Consider the following 26,872-nt stretch of genomic DNA (forward strand, 5'->3'; position numbering starts at 1 on the left):
AATGTGATGTTCCACGCCCTCTTTCGCCAAGTTTTGGGCATTCAAGCGGGCAGGCAGAAAAAAAGGACGTAGGGAACTGACACTCACCAGCACCATCGTTCTGCTTAAGCGGCTGAGTCAATGTGCCCGGATCGGTTGTTTTTAGATTTTATCGAGCGTTATAAGGCTACAATTGCCTTAATATATTAGAGCCTGGCCGAAAATGAATTGAGTGATTTCAATGGTTTCTGATTCAGCCGTCTTTGTAAAGAGAAGGGGTGAATAGTGACCTGGCCGGAAATCACCTCGCATCAGTGTCGTCGAGATGACGTGGCATATGCAAGTGACCTGCGCGATCGGGAATGGGCGCTTATGGCGTCCCTGATGCCACCCTTAAAAGCAATATGGCCGTCCCAGGAGAACGGAACTTAGTCGGATTGTTGAGGCGGTCCTGTATATCGTCTCAACGGGATGCCAGTGGCTCGCCCTGCCACATGACTTTCCACACTATACGACTGTTCGGGGGTATTTCTACGTATGGCGGCGCGAGAGGCCCTGGGAGACGATCAACCATGTTCTGGTGCAGAAAATGACGACACCAGAGGTTATGACGCAGGCAAGAGGATCAACGAGCGCAAACGACATATTGCGACCTATATTACCCTGGGACATCTCATCGTCGCGGTTGTGCATGCCGCCAATATTCAGGATCGCGACAGGGCCCCTCTGGTCGTAGAAAAAATCAGACTGCTCTTTCTTTGGCTACGTCGTCTTATCGCAGATGCAGAGTACGCTGGAGAAAGACTGCGAAAGGCTCTGCCGCGAATGGCAGACTGGTTGCTGGACATTGTAAAACGTTCAAACCGCGCTTAGGGTTTTGCACTGCTGCCAAAGCGATAGATCGCAGAGCGGACCTTCACATAGCTAGGCAGATGCTGCCGCCTCAAGAGAAAGGTCGAGGCAAAACCACGAGCCCCCCAAGCATGGCTCATTGTAGCTCATATCCGCAGAATGCTGCGAAGAATTACCCAGACCGCTTTTCGAGTCAGCCTCTAAGGTGTGGTGCCAGAATAGGCTTATCAACGAAAAGACTGCGGCGCTTCGTGCGAGTATTGATTTTGAGGTGCGAGATTATCTCTAGGACGACGGACGAAGCATGGCAAAGGACGTTCTCTCCATTTTTTGCATACTGACCCAAAAGCGTGGAGATCTCGCTTACTATGAGGACCGGCAACTCGCTTGAGACCATATGAGCAGCCCTTACAGCACCCTCAGCACCGATAACAAGCCCAGCAAGATTTCTAGATTGGGCTTGGAGAGAGTCTATATTGTGGTAGGATACTGGTGAGCTGAATGAAGCGATTGGCCCTACGTGCACACGGTCAAGACTACCATCGTGTATAAGCTGGCGTCCCAGGCTCTGTAGCATCATAGACGTAACAAAAACATTAGGCGAGAAATGCGAAGTCGCGTTATATGCGAACATCGATTCAAACCCTAAGACTTCCGACGCAATTAGGACATCACCAGGCTTCTGATTGTAATTCAACCCTGTGCATTGGCCGACAATAAACACTGCATCGGGGCGGTTATCGATCAACATCGATGTCATTGCTATTGATGAATTTACGCTGTCTAAGTTTCTTAAAGTCGTAAAAGTTAGGCGCGTACCGGACAAAGTGCGTCCGCGAAAGTAGAGCCGACCCTGGCGCTTAAATCTGCTAACATACTTGAGCTTGCTGTAAAAGGCGCTGGCAACCTCATCACTTTCTAACAGTAAACAAATATGAGGTTGGGTCGATATATCATCGAGCGAGACCGGTTTGAGTGCATGCTGCTCTAAAATATTGCTCGCGTCTCGAGCAATAACACTAACCGAACCATCATGCTTGACGACAGCACCGACGACAACGCCTAGTATCCCTCCAGAATCGTCAGAAACGACTGCTCCTGAACAGCCGGCTCTGATCCCTGTGTCGAGTGCTACTTCGAAAGCATCTTCATAACGTCTCTTACCATGTTGGCCTACTGCGATGTCCATTGTGATGTCGATAGAGTCAACGGTCCCGGCGATTAGCTTGCCCGGCGTTTCAACAAAGACATTTGCGCCTGTGCGCCGATAGCTGATGTAGCGGTAATCATACGGATTTTTGCCGCTATGAACGCGCAGTATCGCCCAATCGCCCCGCTCATCCAGACGCTCGATTGTGACTGGTATCCGTTGCTCTTCTACTACAATTTCATAAAAATCGTGGAAATTTCCGACGAACGCATGTGCTACCGTGATGGCAAAAAGCTGGCCGGAAAAATCGATGCCGAACAGACCGACGGTGGCGCACCGTTTGCCGTTAATCAACAGGTCATGCCCGCTGCTAGGTTCAGTCGACGTCAACTTAACTTCTTCAACCTCACGCACTACAACTTTGAACCCGTTGATTTTTGCAGGGAGATTAGGCTTAGTTCCTTTTTCCACAGTCACCACAATTGCTTGGCTAACTCCTACTGCAATCACTCCATTTTTCATCATAAGGCTTTCTCGCTCCGCGGCAAGGACAGCTTGGATGCTCGAAGTTCCCTCTGGATTTTCGGTAGGTGTATCTCCTGCGGACATCACATGCTTGGGTATACCTGTATCGGACGCCTCAGCGAGATTTTGTGAATGGCTGGCCTCAACTACCTCGATAAACTTAGCTGCCGCCGTTTCCCAAGAGCAAACTGAGGATAGGTGGCCACGTAGTCGCGGATATAGGAGGTTATCACTTGGCCTTCCAACCAGTAAGGGCAGTGTTACGTTAGCGAACTGCTTTGCGACTTCCTTTGCATCGCTTGACATTTCGATTACGCAGCTTCCAAAATCCATGCCGGTTTCTTGAGCTATTTCTTGTATAAGTTCGGCCATCCCGCTATTCGCCGAGACGACGATCGGGGCCCCGAATGAAATTGCTTCGCATGCCACAAGGCCAAAACCTTCTTCACGGGAAGGCATAAGGAAAGCGGTGGCGCCGCGTAGGTCTGCATTCAAATTCGCTTTGTCAGTGGTGTATGGTCGGACTACAATCTCTGGATTCCCGCCAAATTCTGAGGCCAAGGCGATAAGCTTAGCCTGGAGTGCCTCGGGATTTGTTTCTGCACCGCGCACGATATATCGTGGCTTAATATGCCTACCTTTAGTAAGCGGATTAATCGCCCATTCTTGATCGATGATCCCAGCTACATAAGCAAAGATGTCGAGACCCTTGACCCGTATGCTCTCCGTGCGGCCGAGACAGACGACTATGGGCTGCTCTGGCGTCTCTTCACGCAATTTCTGATCAGCGGCCATGCCGCAATCTAGACGATAAACGCGGCTGTGATCATATTGATGTGTGATGAACAGATCACGGACCGCACGGTGAAGGCGCGGGCCGACGCAAAAAACTACGTCAGCTTCCGCAGCGATTTCGAGTTCGATTCGTAGCTTCTGTTCGCGCTCCGCAACAAATCTGTCTTGCTTGTTTTCCTTAACTGCTTCAGTTCGCATAGGGTCCATGTGAATGAACTGAACCAAGCAGGCATTCTTAAACCAGAAGTTTCGCAGGAGTTTTGCCTGCAAACCAGAAAAGGAACTATGACCGACCACACCGATGACGGAGTTCGGGTCGATATCGCGAAACTTATTGGACAATAGGACGTCATTCCATTCGTCGACCTGCGTGCCGTGTATGAGTGTCACACCATTTAAAAATGCCTGATTGACTTCTGCTTGCTCAGCATAGGTAACAACGGCTATGCACTCGAGGTCGCCCCTGCTACGGGCGAGTGCTAACAACAGTTCACGGTTGACTGTTTGGATGCCACCTTTGCTGCTATCCCAGCGATTCATGACAAATATAATACGTTTCTTCATAATCTCTGTTCTATACCCTGCTGTCTTGGCATTATGTTAGCTTGTCGGAAGGAGGCCGTCTCATGCCCAAATGCCCGCTTTTTTCCCCATAACGAAAAAATTATTTACTTTTCGAAGCGCTGCACGCGCTCAAGTAATGTGTCGTTCAAAGCTATCTGGTGTGCCCCAAAATGAGCTTGTCGATGGCAGTTTGGGCACAGCGCAGCGACTGAATTGGGGTGATCCGGGCCACCGTCACTCAGTTTGTGGATGTGATGCGCCTCGAGATATGGCTGCCCCGAGGACGTCAAAAACGGAGCCGGACTTCTGCAAGATTCACACGCTCCCGCAGCACGGGCCAGAACGTAATCCCGCACTGCTTTGCTGCGAGCTCTCACGTTGGCCAACGCGATACGCGGGCTAGCCTCATTGGATGCGAGAGCCGCTTGAAGCGCTCGCTCTCTCAATTCTGCTAACGGGAAATCAGGCGGAGCTGCCGTCGCGAGATCTTCAGCCTCGATGGAAAGCCCGCTCTGAGGCACCAACGTAAAGACAATCGCCTGCCGCTGCTGGCGGTTCTTATCGGGCTGCTGCTCGATCTCCCAGCCAGCACAGACAAAGAGCCCCTCAAACCGGACCCGGCCGCCTTTCTTGGTCTGCTGAAACAACAAGAGATCTTTGCCATTCTGCACATGGTCGCGGATGGCTCGGTTTCCCGAGATCATCCGCATATCGCCAAGCTGGCCTTGTCCCGTATATCGGAAGCTCCCATCCGTCTCGAAAACGTCCTGATAACCGACATGGCCGGCACCATGCCCAGTAAAAATGAAGATCCCAGGCGCGTCAGCGGGCGTTGAAATGCCGCCCTGTTGCTGACCGCCAAAGCGCGCATGAATGTCATTGCGACGATGATAGGATCGATGGAGTTCAAATGGCCAAAGCATGACTCAATTGGTTACATAAGATTGCAACAGGCACAATGGCGTGCCTCACAGAGCGAGACTGGCGTCCTGAGCCTTTTCTCGCGCCTTTTGCTCTCCCGCCTGCATATCGGCTCTGCGTTCTTTGAGTGCACGAGCCGACATTCCCGAGCGCTCCTGAAGCCCAAGCTGCATTTTCGATCGGTCATCCGTGTAGAGTGCGCTCTCAGCCTTGGCTCGTGAGAGTGCCACATAGAAGCTCTTCTGCTCCAAAAGATGCGTGGCCGAGCTCTCCGCATTGGCGAACACTCGATCCGCCGTTCGCCCCTGAGCCGCAAAAGCGGTGGACACATAAGCATGAGAGAGATGCCGGTCCCGTGTGCGCTCCACGCTGATCGTCTCAATCCGGTTACCTTGGAGTTTGACGCGGGCAACCCCTTGGCTTTTGTCGATTGAGATCACGTCTCCAAGCTGCCCATTCACGCGCTTTGCCGCTTTGCCGTTCCGCGTAAACTGCACCCGATCGCCCACGCGGAGCTCCAATGCTTCCTCGCGATAGACCTGAGCTTGTGCCGCGCCCCATTGCCTCGGATGCCAGGCGAGTTCTCGTCCACGTTCATCTTGAAGCGTGAGCATATTTCTCACCTCATCTGTCAGGATGACCCGATAGGCACCATGCCGAGAGACGCCCTTATCGGCGTAATCCTTAGCAAAGCGCACAATATCGCCGAGTTCATAACTCTCCGCCCGCTTGGCCTCCGCTTTTGTCAGATCCTTGGAGACAAACTTCGTCGCCTTGAGAGCCTCAGCGCCAAGCTGACCGTGTTCTATCAGTTTTTCTCGAATGTCCTGGGTCAGCCGGTCACGTCCTTCGCGTGATGGTTCAATGACCAACGTCTTCTGGCGCTCTTCTGTGCTGAGAGCCGCATAGTCCTCGGCAATCTGCGCAAAACGGCCCTCACGACTAGCAATCTCCACCACACGGCCGCCGCCGCGATCCAGGGCCTCCAAGGCTTTCTTGGCGTTTCCCTCCAAGCTGGCCTCAACGGCCGCTTTTGTGTGCTCATTGGTCTGACGCAAGATCGTCGTCAGTCTGGCCGTTTCCATGCCCGCCTCTTGGAGCTGCTCAAAGGCCGCTCCGGCCTCAATAGAGCCAAGCTGTTTGACGTCGCCCACCAAAAGCACCCGTGCTCGGTGGCTTTGCGCTGTGCTCAAGAGCTTCGCCATATCTTTGGCTGAAACAAGCGACGCCTCATCGACAATCCAGAACTGAGGTTGGGAGGTGGGGCGGCCGGGGGCCAAAAGATGCCGCGCCAAGGTATCGGCTCGACTGTCGAGCGCATTCCCCAGCACCTGCGCGGCTGAGGCGGTCGGAGCCAGGGCTGTGACGCGATAGCCTTGCGCTTCTGCACTCTTGGCCACCGTTGCCAAGACCGTCGATGTTTTGGCGGTGCCTGCGTAGCCTTGAAGGCCAACGATCTGATTGCTGCTCGTAAGGATCTGCGCAGTCGCGGTGCGCTGCTCCTCATTCCAGGTATGTCCTTTGAGGGCTGAGCGCTGCTCAGCCTGAGCCACGGTTTTAGCAGCCTCCAAGGGCGAGAGGATGGGCACGGCTTTGTGCCGTCCGTCCTCTTCGAGCCGCAAGAGCGTCATCTCATGGGCGATATTGGTCGCGGTCGTCATGCCCTCAAAGGCGGCACCCCGATAATCGAGATAGGTCCGTCTCTCTAGCCCGCCCGCCATCTCAGCCCGCGTGATCGCCTCGGCAATCTCGGCCTGACTGACCGTACCGAGCGCAAAGCGTCCTGCCGCCTCATACAGCGCTGTCGTGGCGAAGATCGCATTCCGCTCGCCCAGCATCGCCGCCCCTTGAGCAACAGCCTGATCCGCCAACAGCTCCCGACCAAACGCGTTGGAACTCTCTTGAGCGGCTTGCGCCGCCAGGCGCCCCTGAGCCTCTGCCACAAGCTGGCGGCGATTCTCCTCTGTCAGTCCGACTGAGTCGGCGGCTTCTCTCCAAGCCTGAACCAGTTCATCCTGGGGCACAGCTTCTTTGGCCTGGCGGGTATCCAGCGCGATCGTCTGCTTTTCAGCAGCACTGGCCTGAGCGCGCGACTTCCCACGCTCCGCCAGTTGTGCCTCGATCGCCTGCGCTCTTTGGCTAAATGCCTCCAAGCTCTCAGGAGAGAGACCGGCAATCTCAAAGCTCGAATCTTTGCCTTTGGTGATCGCATAGCCCAGCTCTGTCACTTCATGCGCCAATTCCTGGCGGTAGAGCGCGCCCAGCTGCTTTTGGAGTTGATACAGAGCGCGGGGCTCCAAACTCCGCCACTGACCGTCTTGATCCTGCGTCATGTTCAAAATGACATTGTGGCTATGGAGCTGAGGGTCGAGCGCGCGACTGGTCCCGTGTCGGAAACTTGCAATCACAAGATTCTGCGTACCCTCACGGCGAACCGCCCCATCTTCTCGGATGCGCGTTGCTGCCAAATGTTGCTCGGCAAGGCCAAGGGTGCGCTGGACCGCCGCCTCATGAGCTTCAATCAGACGACGATCGCCTGCAACCTCCGCCATGATCGATACGGACTTCGGCGCACTGAAGGTGAGATCCCATCCAGGGCGATGGCTCCATTCTCCATCGCGCTGCGTGCCCAGACGCTGATCCTCGGCAATCTGTCCGTGTAGGAGACGTGTAAACGCCTCCTGATCGACTTCTCCAGAGAGGCCCAGCTCAGCCGCACCTTTTCCCAGCCAAACGGACGGCGCAGTGCCATCCTCAGAATAATAGTCGTCGGCTTCATAATAGGCGCTGGCTTGCGCCGCATTGGTTAGTCCGGAAACAGTCGCCACCATCAGACAGGCCCCCGATCACGGGTGGGTTTGGGTGGAACGGCCGATGTCGGTTTTTGCGCCGTCTTGGATGGCGTTTTCTCAAGGGCGGCGTCTTCACGCACAGCATTCGGCCTGTCTTGTTTGCCCCAGAATGTTTTGGCTGGGTCAATCGCCTCAAAAGCTGCGGCTTTTGGAGCGCCACGGGCCGCAATGTGGTCTGTGTTGAGTGCGATTTGCGCCACTGGCAAGCCATCCGGGAGGAGCAGATAGCCGCGTCCTGGAGAGAGGCGGAGCTGGCTCTCCATCACAGCAGGCCGGACCTCACGCCGAGAACTCACGGTGATCTGGGGCTTGCGGGTCTTGGCGTCCATCACGCCCGAGACGGTTTGGATCTCCACCTCGACCTTGCCGATCGTGGCAGAGGCGCGCTCTCGGCTTTCTGTGTCCGAGAGCTGGAGAAAAAGCTTTGTGTTGCAGTTGCCCAAAATGGCTTGGGCATCTTGCTCGCCGTAACGACTGCGCATCTGACCGATGGTTTGAAAGGTCAGAATGACCGCAGCCCCGAACTGTCGACCTTGGGGTAGCAGACGCGTCATGTTGTCAACGCGGGGAAGATCCGGAAACTCATCGAGCACAAACCACAGGCGCCGCGTGTTCGAAGGTGGCAGCGCCAAAGTCGCCGAGGCCGCGCATTCGAGCCAAAGCGCCATGAGCGGTTTGACCGCTTCGAAGTAATCTTCCTTGCGCGGCACAAAGACCCAAGGCGCGCGTGTTCCGCCTTTGTGCTTGTCCAGGCCACCGAAGAACGCGGCAAAGGAGAAGCTGGCCGCGCCCGGTTCCGGCTCAGCCCGCAGGAACATCAGCAGATTGACGGCCTTGGCGAGCATGAAAAGCACGCTGGCTGTGGCCCGTTCTGCGTCCTGTGCAAAGGTGCGCGCTGATGAGGTATGGGCCAACCAGCGCCCCAACTCCTCACTCGTCATATATTGGAGCGCCTCGATCAGCGCGGTCGGCGTCCTGCGTTGTTCTTCCCAAAGCTGGCGCAAGATATTGGCGACCAGGATACGCGCCGTCTCTAACCAGACGTCTCGATCCCGGTCTCCGGTTTCGTTGATCAGATAGCGCGCAAGCCGCGCGGCATCAGCCGGATGGTGGATCTCGTCGAAAAGATTCCAATAAACCCCGCGGGCATCAAAAGGACTGAGGATGATGTCGCCCCGCACAGGGTTATAATACTGAGCGACGAAGCTGCCGGAGATGTCATAGACGATTGCAGGCTCGCCACGGGCTTCAATGCCATCAAGCATCTGGCGCATGGCTGTGGTCTTGCCGGACCCCGTCGAGCCATCCAGCTCAAAATGGCGGGTTTCAAAACTGCGCGGGATCGATACCGATCCTATGAAGAGTGGCGCTGGATCGTTGGGATTGTCTGTGGTTTCAGCGAGAACTTGGGCTGAGACCAGTTGCGTGCCGCTGATATAGCGATCCGCCAGCTCAGCAGCGGCTTTGCGCTGCCGTCTGTCTTTGGTCAGCCAAAGACCCGCAATCGCGCCACCGGCACCCAAGATGAGGCCGATTGCGACACGCTCCATTAGGCTAATCATGCGTACCCGGAGCCAAGGTGCGCTCAGAACCTCTTGTGCTCCGGTGTCGTATGTTTTGTCCTCAATAATGACGCGCATCGGAACGTCTCTGCCCGTCATCGCCATGACCGGACGTTGGGCTTCTGCACGCAAGAAGGAGCCTGCCAAGCGCAGCGTCTCGTTTTGTGTCGTAGCCAGCCCCGCCAAGAGACCGCTCACGAGGGACACAAAAACTACGATCAGGATTGCCTGACGGGCGCGGGCGCCGCTCTCGGAGCGTCGAAGGGCGCGCAAAGCTTGGGCATGAGCGCGTTGGTCGAGATCATTGCTCATGAGGCGTCTCCGGCATGAGAAAGCTGGCGCTGAAAAGCGGCCATGATGTCATCACTGAGTTGGGTGTCATCGACACGGGCCGATGCTGCGGCGCGGGCATAGACATAGGCCGCGCACGACACATAGAGCGTACGTTCTGTCAGGCGCTCGACATGGGCAACGCGAGCACTGAGCGCTCCAAGCTCTTGCGCGATCTCATTAAGGAGCGGGGTTTGGCCGCGCTCTTCGATTGCGCTCGCGAGTCCGCTGCGAACGCAGAGCTGTAAGAGTGCATAAGGGGTCAGCTCGCGAGCTGCCGCGTGCTTGCGTAGAGCCTGATCGAGCGCCCTTGGCAGGCGCAGAGTGTGCTGGACCGTGCTCATGGCTGCATCTGCCCGTGTAGGCAATCCGCACTCTCGGAAAATCTAGGCGCTCCAAGGTGTCGAACAGAACCGCCGGATGTGTAGGCGGATCGCACGCTCTGAAAAGCGCAGCCCCAAGCCGCAGGCCAATGCGTGGGGTGTGTTCTTCTTTCTGTGGCCCGAGACGAAGTCTCGGGTCGGTCGAACGGTAGAGAGACAGGCTGTCGTTTAGGCATGCTGACCTCCCTTGGATGAGGAGGTAGAACGGCGGCGCTTCTGCGTTTTAAGCGGCGCAAACCGTGTCTCTAATGAGTCTGGATGAAACACTGAGGCCGTATCGTCAAGAAGCGCGTCGAGATCGACTGTTGGGCCTGGCGGATGGCGAGGCTCAGGGGCAGGCTCGCGCTCTTGATACTCCGCGACCCAATCGACGATCGTGCTCTCTATGGCGATCTGGATCTGTTGGTCCAGGTCGTGAGCGTCTTCTGGCGGGAGACGGACATCGAAGCCAGGTGTCTCAATGATCGCGCCTGTTGGGCGGTAGGCTTTGCCTTGCTCCAGCAACGGGCCAGAGATGACGCAGGTCGATGTGGTGCCGTGATAATAGGCCAAAGGGGGCACGTCATAGCGAAACCAGTGCGAGGTGGCGCAGCGGTAGCTCTCGCCGATTTTATCATCGGCAATCAGCTTCTCGATGATGGGGCCAACTCCCCGCAGAATACGGGCTGGCGCTTTGACCGAGAGGGGCTGGTTAGAGGCGCGTGATAACCAGGACTGAAGGCGTACAAAAGCACTCAGGAACACGGGCATGCGAGATCCTTTTCGCGTTCGAGGACGCAAATTCTGGAAGGGCTAAGAATGTTCGGGAGCTCTGGGGCGGTGTGGCGCTTAACGACGTAGGCGCTGCCTCAGACCGTTAACGGTAGGATTGGGTCGGGAGGCTCTTGAGCCAGTGCTCAATGTCGCCAGAGCGCCATCGGACGCGGCCTCCGCCAATGATAATTGGCTTTGGGCAAATGTTTTTGTGGAGATGCCTGTAAATGGTGGCGCGCGATCGGTACCCCGTGAGGAGCAACAGATCATCGATTGTTAGAAGCCTCTGGTCGTTAAATTCATCGGCCATTTCGATCTGTCCTTTTTCGACACTGTTAGCGACGAAATGACCGTAAATGAGTTGCTTTGCGACTGCGGCTCTTTACAAGATGTAAGGGCTCGTAAATCTTAAGTGTATGATTTAATTGAATACAATCTCAGGGTATCGAGTTTTCTTTGCTCTGCGTATAGCTCAATGCAAGCTGTCGAATGGGCTTGTAGGTCTTTGTGCTTCCTTTGATTCTGAGCACAGAATCTATCCAAGCTTCTGAACTTTTTGAGTTGTCTCCGAATTTGTCAGTGAGGCTGATGCGCCCGCCAGGAATAGTTTCCGCCAGTACCTTTGACGCGTCAGCCAACATTTTGGTAACAACGAGTGGAGTATTGTTCTCGTAGCAGTTTTGGGCGTAACGACGGGCAGCACGCAAAACGATGACAAGCCTTTCGGGTCCATCTTCGTGCTCCCAAGACTTTGCCTTTTTCGCTTTTTCTAAAAAATCTTCAAAATTTTCCTGAGGGACAGCCAATATCCAATGAAGCTCGTGCGGCTGCGGTTTAAGTGTAGGAGTGTATTTTCTGTCAGCTGTAGAAGTCAGTTCGGCCGAAGATGATGTTTTGGAAGGCGTGACAGGGAAGATTCCCAACAATTCCAAATCACCATCGTAAGACTGTAACCAGCGGCAGCCGACCCAGCGACGCTCGGATTTGTAGGCGGCTCCTGCAAAAAGGAGAATGGCCCAATCACTCTTGTATATATAAGGGGGCAGGATTCCTCGTTTTGAGCGCAATTTGATATCGCCTGATTTTAGCGCTTCTAAAAGGGAGTCCAGCTCTTGGAGCTTGCACTTATGAGGTAGGCATAGAATTTTTTTCAGATAGACAGATGGAATTAGGTGCGGCTTGAATTGCAGTATAAAAAATAAATATTCTATGAATAGAATGAATAATAAACTCAACACAAAAGCCAAAAATGCATTTATTTGATAGTTTGGCGTGACGTAAGGGCGGTTCATCAGCGTAGCTAAGACTATACAGACCACGCTTGCTAGAAGAAATGAGACTAAAATAGCCTGTAATAAAAAGAGAGTGAACGAAATTATTCTCAGTTTTGTTACTGCTATTTTCGTTAGATCATGAATCTTTTTTCGCCCTAAAGACGGCTGTTGCGGGTTCATCAGTCGAGCAGCGACATCATTAGGATCTTGAGCTGCTAACGACACACCGATGTCCTTTCATTAATACAAAATGAAGCCCAAGCATCCATCATGACCCGCCGTTTTTCCAACAAGTTTCCCCGGCGATAAGCGGCTTCGACCTTGTTCCCAATCGCATGGGCCAAGGCCATTTCGGCGATATCACCTTCAAAGGTGGTTTCTTCTGCAACCCAGTCGCGGAAAGACGATCGGAAACCATGTGGGACGGCTTCAATTTTGGCGTCACGACAGATTTTGGTGAGAGTCATGTCCGACAGCGGCTTCGCTCCTCGCTGCCCTGGAAAGACTAGAGGGCTCCGCGCCTCCCGATAGGTTGCAGCTTTTCGTAACAGCGCGAGCGCTGGCGGCGAGAGAGGAATGACATGCTCTCGACCTGCCTTCATGCGCTCAGCCGGGATTGTCCAGAGGGCTTTCTCGAAGTCGATCTCGTCCCACGTTGCCCCGCGGACCTCACCGGAGCGTGTCGCAGTAAGGATTAAGACCGACAGTGCTAAGCGACCGATCGAATCACCGTCTTGGAGATAAGACAAAAATTGCGGTACCTCCGCATAGGGAAGTGCCGCATGATGAACGGGCTTGGATTGAATTCGCGGGAGAGATTTGTCCATCGCTGCGAGCGGCAACGGTAAGGTTCGGTAGCCTTTGCCAATCGCCCAATCGACGACACTGCCAATGCGTTGACGCACCCGGCGCGCTGTTTCGGGCTTCTCAAGCCAGATGGGTGCAACAACATCACGCGCATGATGTCCGTCGAGCTCCGAGATGGAGAGGTCACCAATGATGGGAAAGGCATAGCGCTCCAGTGTGGACAACCACTGAGCGCGGTGCTTCTGATTTTTCCAGCTCGCCTTGTTCTCCGCGAAGACCAGAGAGACGGCTTCACGAAATGTGGGGATGCCTGCCTTTTTGCGACGCTCTGAGACGGGGTCAATTCCAACCTCGACCTGCATTCGTGTTTTGATGGCGCGCTCCCGAGCAAGAGCCAAAGGCACCTTCTTGACGCTGCCTAAGCCGATATCCCGCCGCTTGCCGTTCTTCTGAACCCTGCAAACCCAAGATTTGCTCCCCGATGGGGTCACAACGAGATAGAGCCCGTCGCCATCTCCGTAGCGTCCAGGCTCTTTAGTGGCTTTTACAGAGGTCGTTGATAACCGGCCCATCTATTCCCACACTCCATACCACGCGTGATGTGGGATAGAATGCAATTTGATGACTCAGGATGCAACACGAAATGAGAGGATATCCGCAGAAATCCGCCATTTATGATGCGAGTTGAAACTGGATTGTAAGGGTGGTTGGCGGAGAGGGTGGGATTCGAACCCACGGTACCCATAAGGCACAACGGTTTTCGAGACCGCCCCAATCGACCACTCTGGCACCTCTCCACACGCCTAGCGGCGTTGCCAGCGGCTTTTAGGGAAACCCGAAGGGAATGACAAGAGCCATTTTCATCTTCCGGCGTTTCCTGTTGACGGATCGGCACGACGCCGCGTAAAAGCGCAACTCCGCTGCCATAAGGCGGGGCAGGCCGCGTATGACGGTCAACGAGAAGAAGCGACTGGACTGATCGCCTGTGCGAAAGCGCCGCGAGAGGTCGATTGATCGGAAAGAGACAGTTTCAGAATGTTCGCAGTCATCCGCACCGGCGGCAAGCAGTATCGCGTTACACCGAACGCCGTTCTCAAGGTCGAGAAGCTTGAGGGTGAGGCCGGTTCGACCATCACCTTCTCCGAAGTCCTCGCAGTAGGCGGTGAAGCCGGCACAACCATCGGCGCGCCTCTCGTGGCAGGCGCTACGGTAACGGCCACGGTCGTCGCACAGGATCGTCTTCCCAAGGTGATCATCTTCAAGAAGCGTCGCCGGCAGAACAGCCGTCGCAAGAACGGTCACCGTCAGCCGGTCACCGTCCTGCGCATCAGCGAGATCAAGGCTGCCTGATTTCTCTCCCTATCAAGGGATTGAAGATTTCAGACGGCAAGACACTAAGGAGTAAGACTTATGGCACAAAAAAAGGCAGGCGGTTCATCCCGCAACGGACGCGACAGTGCAGGCCGTCGTCTCGGTGTGAAGAAGTTCGGCGGCGAAGCCGTCGTGGCTGGCAACATCATCGTCCGTCAGCGCGGCACGAAGATGCTCGCTGGTGAGAATGTTGGCGTGGGTCGTGACCACACGCTGTTCGCGCTGACGGACGGAAGCGTACGTTTCCAGCGTCGTGCGGACAGTCGTGTTCATGTTTCGGTCGAAGCGCTGCCGATCGCGGCCGAGTAAGACCGCCCGGCGCGGACGTGAGTTCGTGCTCAGACGCAAGACAGGGGCCGGTCCATCTGGATCGGCCCTTTTTGCATCTCTGGATGCAAGGTGACGGTGATGAAGTTTCTCGACCAGGCCAAGATCTATGTGCGCTCTGGAGATGGTGGTGACGGTGTCACTGCATTCCGGCGTGAAAAATACATCGAGTTCGGTGGACCCGATGGTGGAAATGGCGGCCGTGGCGGCGACATCATCTTCGAAGCCGTTCCCAATCTGAATACGCTCATCGATTTTCGCTACACGCAGCATTTTCGCGCTCGCAAAGGCGGCAACGGTGCCGGGTCCGATCGCACTGGTGCGGCTGCTGCCGATGTCGTCATTCAGGTGCCGATCGGCACGCAGATCATGGACGATGATCGCGAAACCATGCTGGCCGATCTGGATGCGGCAGGGAAACGTATCGTGCTGTGTCGCGGAGGCGATGGTGGTCGTGGCAACGCCCACTATAAGACCAGTACCAACCGCGCGCCTCGTCGGTCCGACAAGGGCTGGCCGGGAGAGGAACGGTGGGTCTGGCTCCGGCTCAAGCTGATTGCGGATGCCGGATTGGTCGGATTGCCGAATGCTGGAAAATCGACCTTCCTATCCGTCGTGTCGGCGGCTCGCCCGAAGATCGCGGATTACCCGTTTACAACGCTGCATCCTCAGCTTGGCGTAGTGCGGCTGTCCATGACGGAAGAGTTCGTCCTCGCCGATATTCCGGGCCTGATTGAAGGTGCGCATGAAGGACATGGGCTTGGGGATCGCTTCCTCGGCCATGTCGAGCGTTGTGCTGTGCTGCTCCATCTTATCGATGGTGCGGCTGGCGATGTGGTGGAGGCGTGGCGGACCATTCGTAATGAACTGGTCGAGTATGGCGGTGGACTTGCGGATAAACCCGAGATCATCGTGCTCAACAAGGCAGACGCGATGACCCCGCAGCAGCTTTCAGCGCGTAAACGGGCGCTGGCGAAAGCTTCCGGCTCGTCTGTCATGGTCATGTCGGGCGTCTCCCGGCAAGGTGTGCCCGAAGTATTGCGCGCTTTGTATGAACGCGTCGCCGAGGCACGTGCCAAACGTGCGGAGGAGGCAGCAGATACGGACGCTGCATCATGACTGCAACACCGTCTCTCGCATTGGCCCGTCGTGTGGTGGTCAAGATCGGGAGCGCTCTGCTGGTCGATCCGGATCGTGCCGCCCCGCGTGAAGAGTGGCTGGCCAGTGTCGCTGATGACGTTGCCGCTTTGAGAAAGGCGGGCACGGAAGTCGTGCTTGTTTCATCGGGTGCTATTGCACTGGCACGTCATGCGCTCGGTTTGACAAGCCGACCCAAGCTTCGGCTGGAAGAGAAGCAGGCTGCTGCGGCCGTCGGGCAGATACGTCTCGCGCAGGCTTGGACAGCCGTTCTCTCGGAACGTGGGCTTACTGCAGCCCAGTTGCTTCTGACGCCGGATGATACAGAAGATCGGCAGCGCTATCTCAATGCGCGGGCCACGCTCGATACGCTTCTGGCGCTCGGCTGTGTTCCGGTTATCAACGAGAATGATACCGTGGCCACAGCGGAAATCAGGTTTGGTGACAATGATCGGTTGGCTGCCCGCGTGGCGCAGATGATCGATGCGGATCAACTCATCCTGCTTTCCGATATCGATGGCCTCTATACTGCCGACCCTCGTACCGATCCCCAAGCGCGGCATATTCCTATAGTCGAGGCGATGACATCGGACATCGACGCCATGGGAGGCGCGCCGCCGCCCGGCTACTCTTCAGGTGGGATGCGGACGAAACTCGTGGCCGCGCATATCGCGATGGAATCCGGCTGCGCCATGGCCATTGCGCTGGGTAAGCGAGAACATCCGCTGGCGGCTCTTCGCGATGGCGCACGATGCACGTGGTTTCTGCCCGGAGTGGACGGCCGTTCGGCTCGCAAACAATGGATTGCCGGTAGCCTCAACCCAGTTGGGGATATCGTCATTGATGCAGGGGCCGTACGTGCGCTGAAGCAGGGCGGATCGCTTTTGTCCGTCGGTGTCGTAGGTGTCTCAGGTGAGTTTGGACGGGGCGATCTGGTGCGCGTTGTGAGTTCTTCAGGAGAAGAGCTTGGGCGTGGACTCTGTGCCTACACGTCTGGGGAAGCCACACGATTACTTGGGCACAGATCGGAAGAGTTTGAAGATATTCTCGGCTGGCACGGTCCTGAGGAACTGATCCATCGGGACAATCTCGTTCTTCTTTAAACCACTCTGTCCGAGCCATTAAGGAATGGCCCGGACAGACGGCATCAGGCGTCCAGCTTTTTGCGAAGGATGTCGTTGACGATGGCCGGGTTGGCTTTGCCTCCGGTTGCCTTCATCATCTGGCCAACAAAGAAGCCGAAGAGCTTGTCTTTGCCGCCACGGTATTCCGTCACCTTGTCAGCATGTTTCGTGATGATGTCATCGGCTGCTGTTTCAAGGGCACCCGTATCCGTCACCTGACGCAGGCCTTTGCGCTCCACGATCTCAAGCGGTGCTTCACCTGTTTCGAACATCGTCTCCAGCACATCCTTGGCGATCTTGCCATTGATTGTGCCATCCGCGATCAAGTCGAGCATCGCGCCTAGATTTTCCGAGCTAACCGGGCTTTCCTCGATTGACTTTCCCGTGCGGTTGAGGGCCGCAAAGAAATCTCCTGTTACCCACGCACTAGCGGATTTGCCGTCACGGCCTTTGGCCACGCGTTCATAAAAATCCGCTGTTGGTTGCTCAGCCACAAGAACGCCAGCGTCATAAGCCGTGATGCCATACTCCTTCTGGAAACGTGCACGTTTCTCGTCAGGTAATTCTGGTAGTGTCTGCTTGAGCTGATCCACCCAATCCTGCTCGATCACGAGAGGAAGCAGGTCCGGGTCAGGGAAGTAGCGGTAATCGTGCGCATCTTCCTTGGAACGCAGGGAGCGTGTTTCGCCCTTGTTCGGATCGAACAGGCGCGTCTCCTGATCCACTTCGCCGCCGGCTTCCCAGATCTCGATCTGACGTGTGGCTTCGATCTCGATGGCCTGCATGACAAAGCGGATCGAATTGACGTTCTTGATCTCGCACCGTGTGCGGAACGGCTCTCCGGCCTTGCGCACAGAGACATTCACGTCGGCACGCATGGAGCCTTCTTCCATGTTGCCGTCGCAGGTGCCGAGATAGCGCAGGATCTGACGTAGTTTGCGCAGATAGGCACCGGCTTCTTCGGGAGAGCGGATATCGGGTTCGCTGACGATTTCCATCAGGGCAACACCCGCGCGGTTGAGATCCACGAAAGAGCGTTTCGGATCCTGATCGTGCATCAGTTTGCCCGCATCCTGTTCAAGATGCAGGCGCGTGATGCCGATTTCGCGCGTACTGCCATCCGAAAGCTCGATCAAAACGACACCTGTGCCGATGATCGGATGCTCGAACTGGCTGATCTGATACCCGGTGGGAAGATCCGCGTAGAAGTAGTTCTTGCGGTCGAACCGGCTTTCCAGGTTGATATGCGCCTTCAGGCCAAGACCGGTGCGGACGGCCTGTCGCACACATTCCTGATTGATGACTGGCAACATGCCGGGAAAACCGGCGTCAACGAGACTCACGTGCGAGTTCGGTTCCCCTCCGAAGAGGGTGGACGCGCCCGAGAACAGCTTGGACTGGCTGATGACCTGAGCATGCACCTCAAGCCCGACGACGATTTCCCAAGTGCCGGTGTTGCCTTCAAGTGTGTAGGTCATGCATCCGCTCCCGCCCGCAGATCCGGGCGAGCCGTGAAACCGGCGGCCTTTTCCAAGCCCGAACCCACGGCAATCAGTGTTTCTTCATCAAAGTGGCGACCGATCAATTGAAGCCCGAGGGGCAGGCCCTGACTGTCGAGACCGATCGGCAATGACATTCCGGGTTGACCCGCCATGCTGGCCGGGACGGTGAAGACGTCATTAAGATACATATGCACCGGATCGACCGGCTTCTCGTCGCGACGGAAAGCGGCCGTCGGGGCCGTCGGCGTCAGTAATACGTCCACTTTTTCGAAAGCTTCAGTGAAGTCACGGCGGATCAGTGTGCGGACTTTCTGAGCCTTCAGATAGTAGGCATCGTAGTAACCTGCGGACAGAACGTAGGTGCCCACCAGAATACGGCGGCGCACTTCCTCGCCAAAGCCATTGTGGCGCGTCTTTTCATACATCTCGTCGAGGCTTGTGGCGCCTTCGGCCCGAACGCCGAAGCGTACGCCATCATAGCGGGCGAGGTTGGACGAGCATTCAGCGGGTGCGATGATATAGTAGGTTGCTAGCCCATATTTCGTGTGGGGCAGGGAGACGTCCACGATCTCACATCCGGCCTCACGCAGCATGTCGATGCCCTTTTGCCAGACCGCGAGGATTTCCTCGGACATGCCGGGCGCACGATATTCGGCAGGGATGCCGACACGCAGACCTTTGAGGCTCCGGCCGCAGGCTGCTCTGTAATCCGGCACAGGAAGATTGGCCGAGGTGCTGTCCTTCGGGTCATGACCCGCCATCGCGCCGAGCATGATGGCAGCGTCTTCCACGGAGCGGGTCATCGGTCCCGCCTGATCCAGCGAACTTGCGAAGGCGATCGTGCCCCAGCGGCTGCATCGCCCATAGGTCGGCTTGAGACCGACGATACCGCAATAGGCGGCCGGTTGGCGGATGGAGCCGCCGGTGTCCGTGCCCGTCGCGCCCATGGCGAGATGTGCGGCTACGGCCGCGGCCGATCCACCGGAAGATCCACCCGGAACCAACGGGGACGGATCATTCGCGCGGTGCCAGGGGTTCTCGACCTCTCCGAAAGCGGACGTGAGATTGGCCGATCCCATGGCGAATTCATCAAGGTTGGTTTTGCCGAGGAAGATCGCTCCGTTCTTGAGCAATTTCGCCGTCACCGTGCTCTCATAAGGAGGGATGAAATTGGCGAGGATTTTGCTAGCGGCGGTGGTTTTTACGCCATCGGTGCAGAACAGATCCTTCACCCCAAGCGGGATTCCGGTGAGAATGGGTGCATCTCCAGCCGCCAGTGCTGTGTCAGCTTTTGCCGCGGCATCGAGAGCCTTGTCGGGCGTTGGCGTGATGTAGGCGTTGAGACGTCCGTTCAGCGCTTCAATGGCGGTGGTGTGCGCGTGCGTCAGTTCGACCGCCGAAAAATCCTTTTTTCGGAGACCGTCAGCCGCCTGTGCGATCGTGAGATCTGTCAGCATTATTCGACCACCTTGGGAACAGTAAAGAAGGGACCTTCGCGGTCTGGCGCATTGGACAACACCTTGTCCTGACAGTTGCCATCCGTCACGGCATCCACGCGGGGGGCAAGGGCTGTATTGACGGCTGTGCCCACCATTGGCGGCACGCCTTCCACGTTGACTTCATCCAGAATCTCGATCCAGCCGAGGATTCCTCCGAGCTGCGTGCGCACAGCTTCGATTTCCTGATCGTCAAGCCCGATGCGGGCGAGCTTGGCTATGCGTCTCGTGGTCGCGGGATCGAGCGACATGAAGCAGAACTCTCAACTGAAGGGAAAAAAGTGCTGGCGTTGCCACCGGCCCGGTAACATACCGTCAAGCCATGGCACTGTTCAACATGGCGCAACTGATGGAAGAGCTGTCACCCGGTCAGCGTCTTCTCGGGATTGATCCCGGCTCCCGTATAATCGGGTTGGCGCTTTCGGATGTGATGCGCATGGTTGCATCGCCTTGTGGTGTGGTGAAGCGCGGCAAACTCTCTGTCGTGGCGGACGAAATCCAGAAAATCATAAGCCGCGAAGACGTGGGGGGCATGGTTGTGGGGCTGCCGCTTTCGCTGGATGGCAGCTTTGGCCCTGCAGCGCAGGCGGCGCGGGATTGGGCGTTGGCCCTCTCTGGGCGTCTGGAGATTCGAGCGGCTGTGTGGGATGAGCGCTTCTCGTCTTCCGTGGTGAACCGCCTCCTTGTGGGGGAGGCGGATCTTTCACGAAAGAGGCGGCAGGAGGTCGTGGATAAACTGGCGGCCGCTTACATGCTGCAAGGTGTTCTGGATCATCACGCCCTGCGTATTGCTCCAGAACAAGAGTGAAAGAGTTTCAGGCCGCCATGGAGGTGCATTTTTCCTTGAGGAAATCCAACTGCCAATGGAGCTCGCGGGCGGTGAGAGCATAAGACCCATCAGCAGCCGGCTGAATGGCGCGCTGAGGTGGAATGAGTGCAATGTGCATCGCAAGAGCGGCCGCTATTGGAGCGGGCAGATCGGATTTCCAGCACAGCGCTGTAATGGCCCGGGCATTTCGACCGGAAAAAGCATCCTGCACGACCGAAATGTCTATGCCTGTTTTCTCGGAGAGGGCTGCGGCAATCGCAGCTAGGTCATGGTCGTGGAGGGCGCGCGCGATGACGGTTTCGACGTTGGAAGATATTCCTCCTGTCGAAGGGAGAGGCGGAAGGGTTGGCGCGCGCGTAACCTCCGAGGTGGCGGCCATTTCAAAGGAAAGTTCTTTTTCGATTTTCTGGCGCACGGGCGCGACAAGATGGGCGCAACGTTCACGGATCAGCGCCTTGACCGTGACGATGCAGGCATGTTCCAGCGCGGTCGGGGGAGGCGGAAGGCGTTCCATCTTGTCCAGAGCCGGTTCCACATGGGCGATCGACTGACTGGCGGGGGCGTCGAGAGAGAAAGCTGCTACAGGCTGGCGAACGCTGCTCGGACGGTCCTGCATGTCGGCTTCGAGGCGTGTCAGTTCGAGCGACAGGGTGTTTTCGTCAAGCTCTGCCATCAGACGGTCTGTGGCCTCGGACGATTCGGACAGCGGACCGATGATGGCTATGGCCTGCGCATCCCCTGTAATCTGCGCCAGTATGCGGCGACCTGTCTGCCAGTTTTCATTCATCAGTTCGGTCAGTGTTTTGCACATGACGGCAATCAGCGCCTCACGTCGGGCCGGCTCCATGTCCATACGCAGGCCGTTCAGACGCTGTTTCAGCCTGTCTAGTAGGGAAGCGTCCGGTGCGACCGGTATCTCGGCTCGGGATTTGCCGCGCAGCGTTCCGGCTGCGGGTGTGGAACCCGACAGTGCACGGGTTGGCAAAATCTGAAAGAACTTCGGATTGAGAGAAGCGGTCATGGGGAGGACTCCTCCAGTGAAGTGTGCCAGCGGGCGCCTCCAGCCAGCTTGACGCTCCGCATTGCAAAGGTGGCGCGATCAATCAGGGATTCGACGCTTTCACCGGTTTCCCAGTCGCGGGCGGCCAGACCGACGGAAAAGGTCAGAGTGACGGGTTCGGTTAGAAAGATGGCGGCGCCATGCTGGCAAAAAGCCTCAGCCCGCTCAGCAGCGACGAAATGATCCGCGCCATCCAGCCACAAGCCGAAGATGTCCCCGCCAAGTCTGCCTGCAAGATCGGTGGGGCGAATGGCATCGCGCAGATAAGTCGCAACCTGCTGAAGGGCGCTGTCCCCGGCCTCAAACCCGAAGCGGGCATTTATTTCCGAAAAGCGATCAAGACCTATGACGAGCAGGGTGCCGGACAAGCGCTCCCGGTCCAGTCTGGGGAAGCGCCGGGCGATTTCTCCCTGAAAGCCATTGCGATTGAGGATGCCTGTAAGGGGGTCGAACCGGGCATTGCGCGCCAGTGCCTGATTGAGAGCACTCATTTCCAGCGCGGAGGCAACGGTGGCGAGCGCGGCGTCAGCCAGATTCGCATCGTCTTGTGACCAGACGCCCAGACTGTTGCGCCACAGTGCCATGGTCACGGGCGCATTGTATCGCACGCGGCTGCGACAGATAATGACATCATGTCCGTCGATCTGACGGATTTCCGGGTTGAATGAACTTTCCCCGTCAATTTCGCGCAGAATGTGCTCCATTGCCGCATCGAAGGCCGGCATGGATGACGGAATGCGATGGACGATGTCCTCTTCCTCAGCAGGTTCCGTGCCTTCTTCCATTGCGTTGGCAGGCGCGAGAAGAAGCCCACCTGCGGCTCCGAGCATGGTCGCCAGTTCTTCAAAAGCCGGGGGAATGCCGAGGCGGGAGAGCGCGCGTGAACGCATCGTCGCGGTGATGCGTCGAACGATTTCGCTGTGAAGACGCGCGACCGCCAGATCGGCGTTCGCGTTCACCTCGTCCGACACGTCGATGCCAAGTCCTCGTACGCCGCTATGTTGCCCCGTTGGGGAAAGGAGCGGAGTGGCATAGATGAGCATGCAACTGAAACTTCCGTCGCCCTGCTTGATCCAGCAGCGTCGCCCTCGCATGACAGCGTGCGTCTGGAACGGGTTGGGGGCGGCAGTTGACGCGACAAATGGCAGAAGGCGGCTGCTGGGTTCGCCAAGCAGATCCTGATCGGCCCAGCCCATGGCAGGCGCGGCCTCAAAGAAGGTGAACCGGCTTTCCTCATCCGTTTCGAAAATAAAATCAGCCACCAGTTGAGTCAGGCTTTTCCAGCGTCGGCGACTGGCCAGAAGCGCATTCATCAGTTCGGTGTCCTGATCGGACGGTGACGAATCCGGGACAGGGGAGGAAGGCTGCGTGTTCATGGGAGCATATTTCAGGTGCGAATGGTTTCCTTCGCGTTAAGGTCTTCGCGTTGACATGCGGGGGCATGAACAGCATGGTCCCGCGCAGGAAAGAGGCCTTCGAGAACAGAAGGCGGCGACCAGCAGGGGATGTGGAAGACGATGAGCGAAGAGAAACTCAGATCCCGGATCGAAGCGTTGTGGGAAGCGCGCGCAGACGTTTCGCCCGCCACGGGTGGCGAGGATCGTGCCGCCATCGAGAGCGCGCTCGATGCGTTGGATTCTGGTCGCCTGCGTGTTGCGGAGCCCAAGAAAGAAGGCGGCTGGACCGTGCATGAATGGCTCAAGAAGGCCGTTCTTCTGTCTTTCCGTCTGTTCGACAACAGCGTCATGGAGGCAGGCGCGGCGGGGGCTCCGGCCTTCGACAAGGTGCCGCTGAAGTTCGCAGGATGGGATGCGGCACGCTTTGCCAGTGCCGGGTTCCGCGCCGTGCCGGGAGCAGTCGTGCGCCGTTCGGCTTTCATTGCGCCGGGCGCTGTTCTGATGCCCAGCTTTGTGAATGTCGGTGCCCGCGTTGATTCCGGCACCATGGTGGACACTTGGGCCACGGTGGGAAGCTGTGCCCAGATTGGTAAAAATTGCCACATCAGTGGAGGTGCGGGCATTGGTGGCGTGCTGGAGCCGTTGCAGGCAGCTCCCGTCATCATTGAGGACAACTGCTTTATCGGTGCACGCTCGGAAGTAGCGGAAGGCGTGATCGTCGAGACCGGTGCCGTGCTGTCCATGGGTGTCTTCCTTGGCGCATCCACCAAGATCGTGGATCGCACGACAGGCGAGATCCATATGGGACGTGTCCCGGCCTACTCCGTGGTCGTGCCCGGCAATCTGCCGCCGAAGACGCCGCTCAATGACAAGGGGCTCCCCAATCCGAGCCTTGCCTGCGCGGTGATCGTCAAGCGTGTGGATGAGCGCACACGCTCGAAGACATCCATCAACGATCTGCTTCGGGACTGATTTTACAGTGACGACCCAGCCTCTCGACGTCACGACACTGACGGCGGATCTGATCCGTCATCCCTCCGTCAGTCCGGACCCCGGTGAGTCGCAGATTGCGCTGGGGGCGACGCTGGAGGCGATGGGCTTTGTCGTCACGCATCTTCCCTTCGGGGAAGGTGCTGAACGCACGCCGAATCTATTTGCCCGTCTGGGCACGGGAAAGCCGCATCTGTGCTTCGCCGGGCATACCGATGTCGTTCCGCCGGGTGGCAGTGACTGGGCGCATGGCCCATTTGCAGGCACTGTTGAAAATGGACGGCTGTATGGACGTGGGGCCTGCGACATGAAGGGCGGCATTGCGGCTTTCGTGGCGGCGGTTTCGGCTTTTCTTGCGAGAACACCCACGCCACGCGGTTCCATAAGCCTGCTCATCACGGGAGATGAAGAAGGGCCAGCCCGGTTCGGCACGCGGAAGGTGCTGGAATGGATGAAGCAGCACGACCTGATTCCCGATTTCTGCGTTGTGGGAGAGCCGACCAATCCCGTAGCGATAGGAGAGGTGATCAAAATCGGTCGCCGTGGCAGTCTCAATGCCCATATCGTCGTGAACGGACGGCAGGGTCATGTTGCCTATCCGCATCGGGCCGACAATCCTGTGCATCGGCTGCTCCACGTCCTTGCGGAGTTGACGGCCGCCCCACTGGACAACGGTTCAGAATGGTTCGAGCCTTCCAGCCTCCAGGTGACGAGCGTGGACGTGGGTAACACGGCGACCAATGTCATTCCGGCGATGGCTGAGGCGCGGCTTAATATTCGCTTCAATGATCTTCATACGGGAGCGGCACTTCGCGGCTGGATCGAGACGATCTGCATGCGGCATGCTCCGGGTGCGACTGTGAATGTCAGCATCAGCGGAGAATCCTTTCTTACGAAGCCGGGCCCGGATGTGAGTGCCTTGAGCGCTGCGGTTAAAGCTGTGACGGGCCGTGAGCCGAAACTCGACACGGGAGGCGGCACGTCGGACGCACGGTTCATCGCGCAGTATTGCCCTGTGGCGGAATTCGGCCTTGTCGGGGCTTCGATGCACCAGATCGATGAGCACGTCGCGGTGTCCGATCTGGCGTGCCTTACGGCAATCTATGAAAATCTTCTGGAAAGGACGGTGGCGTGAGCGGCTCATCCCGTGGCGGCGAGAGGCCGGGTCCGAAATCCATCGTGGAGGGCATGGCCCTTCTGGCTTGCGGTCGTGCGGAGGGGATCGAGCGTTTCGGAGGAAGTGTGGACAGCCTCCTGTCAGCGCTCGCGCCGGGTCTGGCCATGTGTCTGGTGGGTTTTCTGACGGTTCCGCTCCAAAAGCAGCCTTTCATCGGGCTGGTGCGTGTCGAACTCTCTTTTTGTACCCTGTTGGCGCTTCCTGTCATTTCCCACGCACTGGCCCGTCGGTGGGGACGTGAGAAACTTTGGCTGCGTTACGCGACGGCCGCCGTGTGGTGCGAGTGGGTTACGGTTCTGGTGTCCATAGTGGCGCTGTTGCTTGGTGCCCTGATGTTCTCGCCTCTGGCAAGCAGCCCGGGGTTTGGAACGGCCGTGGTGCTGGCGAGCGATCTTTATGGGCTGTGGCTCGGCGTATTTGTGGCCCGCAAAGGGCTGGCATTGGGCTGGGGGCGTGCCATCGTGCTGTATGGCGCGACGTTCGTTTTTGCGCTCGTCTGTTATGGCCTCGCGTCTTTTTTGCCACCTCATTACAATTTTGTGCAGGATCTTCTCCAACCCGGTGTGCTGGGTGGATCTTCTTCAGAATGAAGTCAGCAGTTTCACGGTGCGGCGTAGGATTGTTCGTTCATTGAACAGATGTTCGGCGCGAATGCGTCCGGCATGACCCATACGGTGACGTAAATCCGCATTTTGCACGAGGCGTTCAAGGGCGCGGGCGAGGGGCGATATGGCGCCGGGAGGTACGAGCAGTCCCGTTTTTTCCGCCACCACCTGCTCTCTGGGGCCGCGTATATCGGTTGCGACGACGGGAAGGCTCGTAAGCATGGCCTCAATGATGGACATGGGCAGTCCTTCGAAGTGGCTTGGTAGTGTGAATATATCGGCGGCTGCGAGAATGGCGGAGACATCTGTGCAATAGCCCAGAAAACGAAGCCGGTTTCCCAATTGCTCACGGCCACGCTCGAACAGTGGATCAAGCATGGCTCCATGATCGCTGCTCAGACGATCGCCTACGATCCATAGTTCCGCGTCTGGCACGTGCTCCATGGCCGCCAGTAGTTCCGGATATCCTTTGTGACGCACCAGTCGTGAGACGGCGACGATTACCACCCGTCCATCCGGTACATCCATGGCGGTTCTGATCCGTCTCCGTGCCGCGTTGTCCGGCCTGAACTGCTCGGGATCGCGTCCATTGCCGATGGCTTGCGCGCGCGGATTGATGTGCAGGCGTCGCGCGTCAGCGGCTTCTTCCTGCGAGACGGTCAGATAGATGTCGGTGATATGTCCGGCCAACCATTCCAACACCAGCGCAAGTGTGCGCCGCGCCCATGAACCCGGCTGATTGAAGAGAAAGCCGTGGCAGGTGTAGGCAATTCTCGGCACGCCGCAGAGCTTGGCCGCAAATCGTGCGAGAAGGCCGCTGATGGGCATGTGCGCGTGAACGATGTCGGGCCGTTCGCGTCGGATAAGCCGGACCAAAGAGATGAAAGCACGGAACTGCGCGAGCGGGGAGAAGGACCGGGCCATTGGCGCGATCTCAACGCGGAAACCTTCCGCTCGCACATCGGCAAGAAGCGGGCCATCCGCACAGACGCCGACAACCTCGTGTCCGCTGGTCCGCAGTTCTCTCATGAGAGGAAGCAGAAATTGCCTAAGCGAAAAATCGACGTTGGTGATTTCCAGTATTTTCATACGTGAAACACCGTCTCACCT

Annotated in this window: 23 protein-coding genes, 1 tRNA gene and 1 pseudogene; 9 read left to right on the top strand and 16 right to left on the bottom strand. The window is 57.2% G+C overall.

All coding sequences use genetic code 11. The features are described from left to right. Window positions 1-264 precede the first annotated feature (264 nt). Window positions 265-1,035: pseudogene (locus tag KUA11_RS03165) on the top strand (transposase). Here the strand turns inward: KUA11_RS03165 and KUA11_RS03170 are convergent. From KUA11_RS03170 to KUA11_RS03215, 10 genes are all read right to left on the bottom strand, one after another. Continuing rightward, window positions 1,025-3,865, bottom strand: coding sequence for a glycosyltransferase (locus KUA11_RS03170; protein WP_217408962.1), 2,841 nt, complete (start codon window positions 3,863-3,865; stop codon window positions 1,025-1,027). The pseudogene KUA11_RS03165 and the gene KUA11_RS03170 overlap by 11 nt on opposite strands. A 104-nt stretch (window positions 3,866-3,969) precedes the next feature. Further along, entirely contained in the window at window positions 3,970-4,788 is an 819-nt protein-coding gene (locus KUA11_RS03175; protein WP_475638912.1) for an SRA domain-containing endonuclease, read from the bottom strand. 45 nt (window positions 4,789-4,833) lie between these two features. Beyond that, a complete protein-coding gene (mobF, locus tag KUA11_RS03180) occupies window positions 4,834-7,617 on the bottom strand; it encodes a MobF family relaxase (protein ID WP_217408964.1) in 2,784 nt (927 codons plus the stop codon). Continuing rightward, entirely contained in the window at window positions 7,617-9,305 is a 1,689-nt protein-coding gene (locus tag KUA11_RS03185; RefSeq protein WP_254454623.1) for a type IV secretion system DNA-binding domain-containing protein, read from the bottom strand. The genes mobF and KUA11_RS03185 overlap by 1 nt, the downstream gene beginning before the upstream one ends. A gap of 203 nt (window positions 9,306-9,508) precedes the next feature. Then, complete coding sequence (locus tag KUA11_RS03190) at window positions 9,509-9,874, bottom strand: hypothetical protein (RefSeq protein WP_254454624.1); 366 nt, start codon at window positions 9,872-9,874, stop codon at window positions 9,509-9,511. Between the two features lie 207 nt (window positions 9,875-10,081). Further along, window positions 10,082-10,663, bottom strand: coding sequence for a hypothetical protein (locus tag KUA11_RS03195; RefSeq protein ID WP_217408965.1), 582 nt, complete (start codon window positions 10,661-10,663; stop codon window positions 10,082-10,084). Between the two features lie 106 nt (window positions 10,664-10,769). Next, the gene (locus KUA11_RS03200; protein WP_211583179.1) at window positions 10,770-10,976 is read right to left on the bottom strand and encodes a helix-turn-helix transcriptional regulator; all 207 of its coding nucleotides are present in this window, start codon (window positions 10,974-10,976) and stop codon (window positions 10,770-10,772) included. Window positions 10,977-11,103: 127 nt separating this feature from the next. Then, window positions 11,104-12,165: an Asp23/Gls24 family envelope stress response protein gene (locus tag KUA11_RS03205; protein WP_217408966.1), complete on the bottom strand. Its 1,062-nt coding sequence runs from the start codon at window positions 12,163-12,165 to the stop codon at window positions 11,104-11,106. Further along, complete coding sequence (locus KUA11_RS03210; RefSeq protein WP_217408967.1) at window positions 12,156-13,319, bottom strand: tyrosine-type recombinase/integrase; 1,164 nt, start codon at window positions 13,317-13,319, stop codon at window positions 12,156-12,158. Before KUA11_RS03210 ends, KUA11_RS03205 begins: the two co-directional genes overlap by 10 nt. A gap of 136 nt (window positions 13,320-13,455) precedes the next feature. Then, window positions 13,456-13,544, bottom strand: a tRNA-Ser gene (locus tag KUA11_RS03215). A 238-nt stretch (window positions 13,545-13,782) separates the two neighbouring features. Between KUA11_RS03215 and rplU the strand changes: the two genes are divergently transcribed. From rplU to proB, 4 genes are all read left to right on the top strand, one after another. Continuing rightward, on the top strand, window positions 13,783-14,097 hold the full coding sequence (rplU, locus tag KUA11_RS03220; RefSeq protein ID WP_166314949.1) for a 50S ribosomal protein L21: 315 nt from the start codon (window positions 13,783-13,785) through the stop codon (window positions 14,095-14,097). Window positions 14,098-14,157: 60 nt separating this feature from the next. Continuing rightward, on the top strand, window positions 14,158-14,427 hold the full coding sequence (rpmA, locus tag KUA11_RS03225; RefSeq protein ID WP_217408968.1) for a 50S ribosomal protein L27: 270 nt from the start codon (window positions 14,158-14,160) through the stop codon (window positions 14,425-14,427). 99 nt (window positions 14,428-14,526) lie between these two features. Beyond that, window positions 14,527-15,564 (top strand): GTPase ObgE, encoded by a 1,038-nt coding sequence (gene obgE, locus KUA11_RS03230; RefSeq protein ID WP_217408969.1) that lies wholly within the window; start codon window positions 14,527-14,529, stop codon window positions 15,562-15,564. Further along, entirely contained in the window at window positions 15,561-16,685 is a 1,125-nt protein-coding gene (proB, locus tag KUA11_RS03235; RefSeq protein ID WP_217408970.1) for a glutamate 5-kinase, read from the top strand. Before obgE ends, proB begins: the two co-directional genes overlap by 4 nt. Before the next feature lie 44 nt (window positions 16,686-16,729). Here the strand turns inward: proB and gatB are convergent, their stop codons facing one another. From gatB to gatC, 3 genes are read right to left on the bottom strand one after another with little or no spacing between them, the layout of a single operon-like run. Then, complete coding sequence (gatB, locus tag KUA11_RS03240; RefSeq protein WP_217408971.1) at window positions 16,730-18,184, bottom strand: Asp-tRNA(Asn)/Glu-tRNA(Gln) amidotransferase subunit GatB; 1,455 nt, start codon at window positions 18,182-18,184, stop codon at window positions 16,730-16,732. Then, entirely contained in the window at window positions 18,181-19,665 is a 1,485-nt protein-coding gene (gene gatA / locus KUA11_RS03245) for an Asp-tRNA(Asn)/Glu-tRNA(Gln) amidotransferase subunit GatA (protein WP_217408972.1), read from the bottom strand. The genes gatB and gatA overlap by 4 nt, the downstream gene beginning before the upstream one ends. After that, on the bottom strand, window positions 19,665-19,955 hold the full coding sequence (gatC, locus tag KUA11_RS03250; protein WP_166314967.1) for an Asp-tRNA(Asn)/Glu-tRNA(Gln) amidotransferase subunit GatC: 291 nt from the start codon (window positions 19,953-19,955) through the stop codon (window positions 19,665-19,667). The genes gatA and gatC overlap by 1 nt, the downstream gene beginning before the upstream one ends. 71 nt (window positions 19,956-20,026) lie before the next feature. Between gatC and ruvX the strand changes: the two genes are divergently transcribed. Further along, complete coding sequence (ruvX, locus tag KUA11_RS03255) at window positions 20,027-20,512, top strand: Holliday junction resolvase RuvX (protein ID WP_217408973.1); 486 nt, start codon at window positions 20,027-20,029, stop codon at window positions 20,510-20,512. 7 nt (window positions 20,513-20,519) lie between these two features. Here ruvX and KUA11_RS03260 read toward each other — a convergent pair whose 3' ends face one another. Together KUA11_RS03260 and KUA11_RS03265 are read right to left on the bottom strand one after the other, a co-directional pair. Then, window positions 20,520-21,554, bottom strand: a complete 1,035-nt coding sequence (locus KUA11_RS03260; protein WP_217408974.1) for a DUF2336 domain-containing protein — start codon at window positions 21,552-21,554, stop codon at window positions 20,520-20,522. Then, complete coding sequence (locus KUA11_RS03265; RefSeq protein WP_217408975.1) at window positions 21,551-22,969, bottom strand: sensor domain-containing diguanylate cyclase; 1,419 nt, start codon at window positions 22,967-22,969, stop codon at window positions 21,551-21,553. The genes KUA11_RS03260 and KUA11_RS03265 overlap by 4 nt, the downstream gene beginning before the upstream one ends. Before the next feature lie 141 nt (window positions 22,970-23,110). On the opposite strand from KUA11_RS03265, the gene dapD reads away from it, so the two are divergent. From dapD to KUA11_RS03280, 3 genes are read left to right on the top strand one after another with little or no spacing between them, the layout of a single operon-like run. Further along, on the top strand, window positions 23,111-23,962 hold the full coding sequence (gene dapD, locus KUA11_RS03270; protein WP_217408976.1) for a 2,3,4,5-tetrahydropyridine-2,6-dicarboxylate N-succinyltransferase: 852 nt from the start codon (window positions 23,111-23,113) through the stop codon (window positions 23,960-23,962). Between the two features lie 7 nt (window positions 23,963-23,969). Further along, window positions 23,970-25,115: a succinyl-diaminopimelate desuccinylase gene (gene dapE / locus KUA11_RS03275; protein WP_368040910.1), complete on the top strand. Its 1,146-nt coding sequence runs from the start codon at window positions 23,970-23,972 to the stop codon at window positions 25,113-25,115. Then, on the top strand, window positions 25,112-25,747 hold the full coding sequence (locus tag KUA11_RS03280; RefSeq protein ID WP_166315004.1) for a hypothetical protein: 636 nt from the start codon (window positions 25,112-25,114) through the stop codon (window positions 25,745-25,747). The genes dapE and KUA11_RS03280 overlap by 4 nt, the downstream gene beginning before the upstream one ends. Here KUA11_RS03280 and KUA11_RS03285 read toward each other — a convergent pair. Next, on the bottom strand, window positions 25,739-26,851 hold the full coding sequence (locus KUA11_RS03285; RefSeq protein WP_217408978.1) for a glycosyltransferase family 4 protein: 1,113 nt from the start codon (window positions 26,849-26,851) through the stop codon (window positions 25,739-25,741). The two genes, KUA11_RS03280 and KUA11_RS03285, sit on opposite strands and share 9 nt — an antisense overlap. Window positions 26,852-26,872 lie beyond the last annotated feature (21 nt).

It is taken from the genome of Acetobacter estunensis, assembly GCF_019083805.1.
GTDB lineage: Bacteria > Pseudomonadota > Alphaproteobacteria > Acetobacterales > Acetobacteraceae > Acetobacter > Acetobacter estunensis_A.

Coding starts and splice junctions, on each gene's coding strand:
- KUA11_RS03170 (WP_217408962.1), bottom strand. CDS start 3,865: ATGAAGAAACGTATTATATTTGTCATGAATCGCTGGGATAGCAGCAAA.
- KUA11_RS03175 (WP_475638912.1), bottom strand. CDS start 4,788: ATGCTTTGGCCATTTGAACTCCATCGATCCTATCATCGTCGCAATGAC.
- mobF (WP_217408964.1), bottom strand. CDS start 7,617: ATGGTGGCGACTGTTTCCGGACTAACCAATGCGGCGCAAGCCAGCGCC.
- KUA11_RS03185 (WP_254454623.1), bottom strand. CDS start 9,305: ATGGCGATGACGGGCAGAGACGTTCCGATGCGCGTCATTATTGAGGAC.
- KUA11_RS03190 (WP_254454624.1), bottom strand. CDS start 9,874: ATGAGCACGGTCCAGCACACTCTGCGCCTGCCAAGGGCGCTCGATCAG.
- KUA11_RS03195 (WP_217408965.1), bottom strand. CDS start 10,663: ATGCCCGTGTTCCTGAGTGCTTTTGTACGCCTTCAGTCCTGGTTATCA.
- KUA11_RS03200 (WP_211583179.1), bottom strand. CDS start 10,976: ATGGCCGATGAATTTAACGACCAGAGGCTTCTAACAATCGATGATCTG.
- KUA11_RS03210 (WP_217408967.1), bottom strand. CDS start 13,319: ATGGGCCGGTTATCAACGACCTCTGTAAAAGCCACTAAAGAGCCTGGA.
- rplU (WP_166314949.1), top strand. CDS start 13,783: ATGTTCGCAGTCATCCGCACCGGCGGCAAGCAGTATCGCGTTACACCG.
- rpmA (WP_217408968.1), top strand. CDS start 14,158: ATGGCACAAAAAAAGGCAGGCGGTTCATCCCGCAACGGACGCGACAGT.
- obgE (WP_217408969.1), top strand. CDS start 14,527: ATGAAGTTTCTCGACCAGGCCAAGATCTATGTGCGCTCTGGAGATGGT.
- proB (WP_217408970.1), top strand. CDS start 15,561: ATGACTGCAACACCGTCTCTCGCATTGGCCCGTCGTGTGGTGGTCAAG.
- gatB (WP_217408971.1), bottom strand. CDS start 18,184: ATGACCTACACACTTGAAGGCAACACCGGCACTTGGGAAATCGTCGTC.
- gatA (WP_217408972.1), bottom strand. CDS start 19,665: ATGCTGACAGATCTCACGATCGCACAGGCGGCTGACGGTCTCCGAAAA.
- gatC (WP_166314967.1), bottom strand. CDS start 19,955: ATGTCGCTCGATCCCGCGACCACGAGACGCATAGCCAAGCTCGCCCGC.
- ruvX (WP_217408973.1), top strand. CDS start 20,027: ATGGCACTGTTCAACATGGCGCAACTGATGGAAGAGCTGTCACCCGGT.
- KUA11_RS03260 (WP_217408974.1), bottom strand. CDS start 21,554: ATGACCGCTTCTCTCAATCCGAAGTTCTTTCAGATTTTGCCAACCCGT.
- KUA11_RS03265 (WP_217408975.1), bottom strand. CDS start 22,969: ATGAACACGCAGCCTTCCTCCCCTGTCCCGGATTCGTCACCGTCCGAT.
- dapD (WP_217408976.1), top strand. CDS start 23,111: ATGAGCGAAGAGAAACTCAGATCCCGGATCGAAGCGTTGTGGGAAGCG.
- KUA11_RS03285 (WP_217408978.1), bottom strand. CDS start 26,851: ATGAAAATACTGGAAATCACCAACGTCGATTTTTCGCTTAGGCAATTT.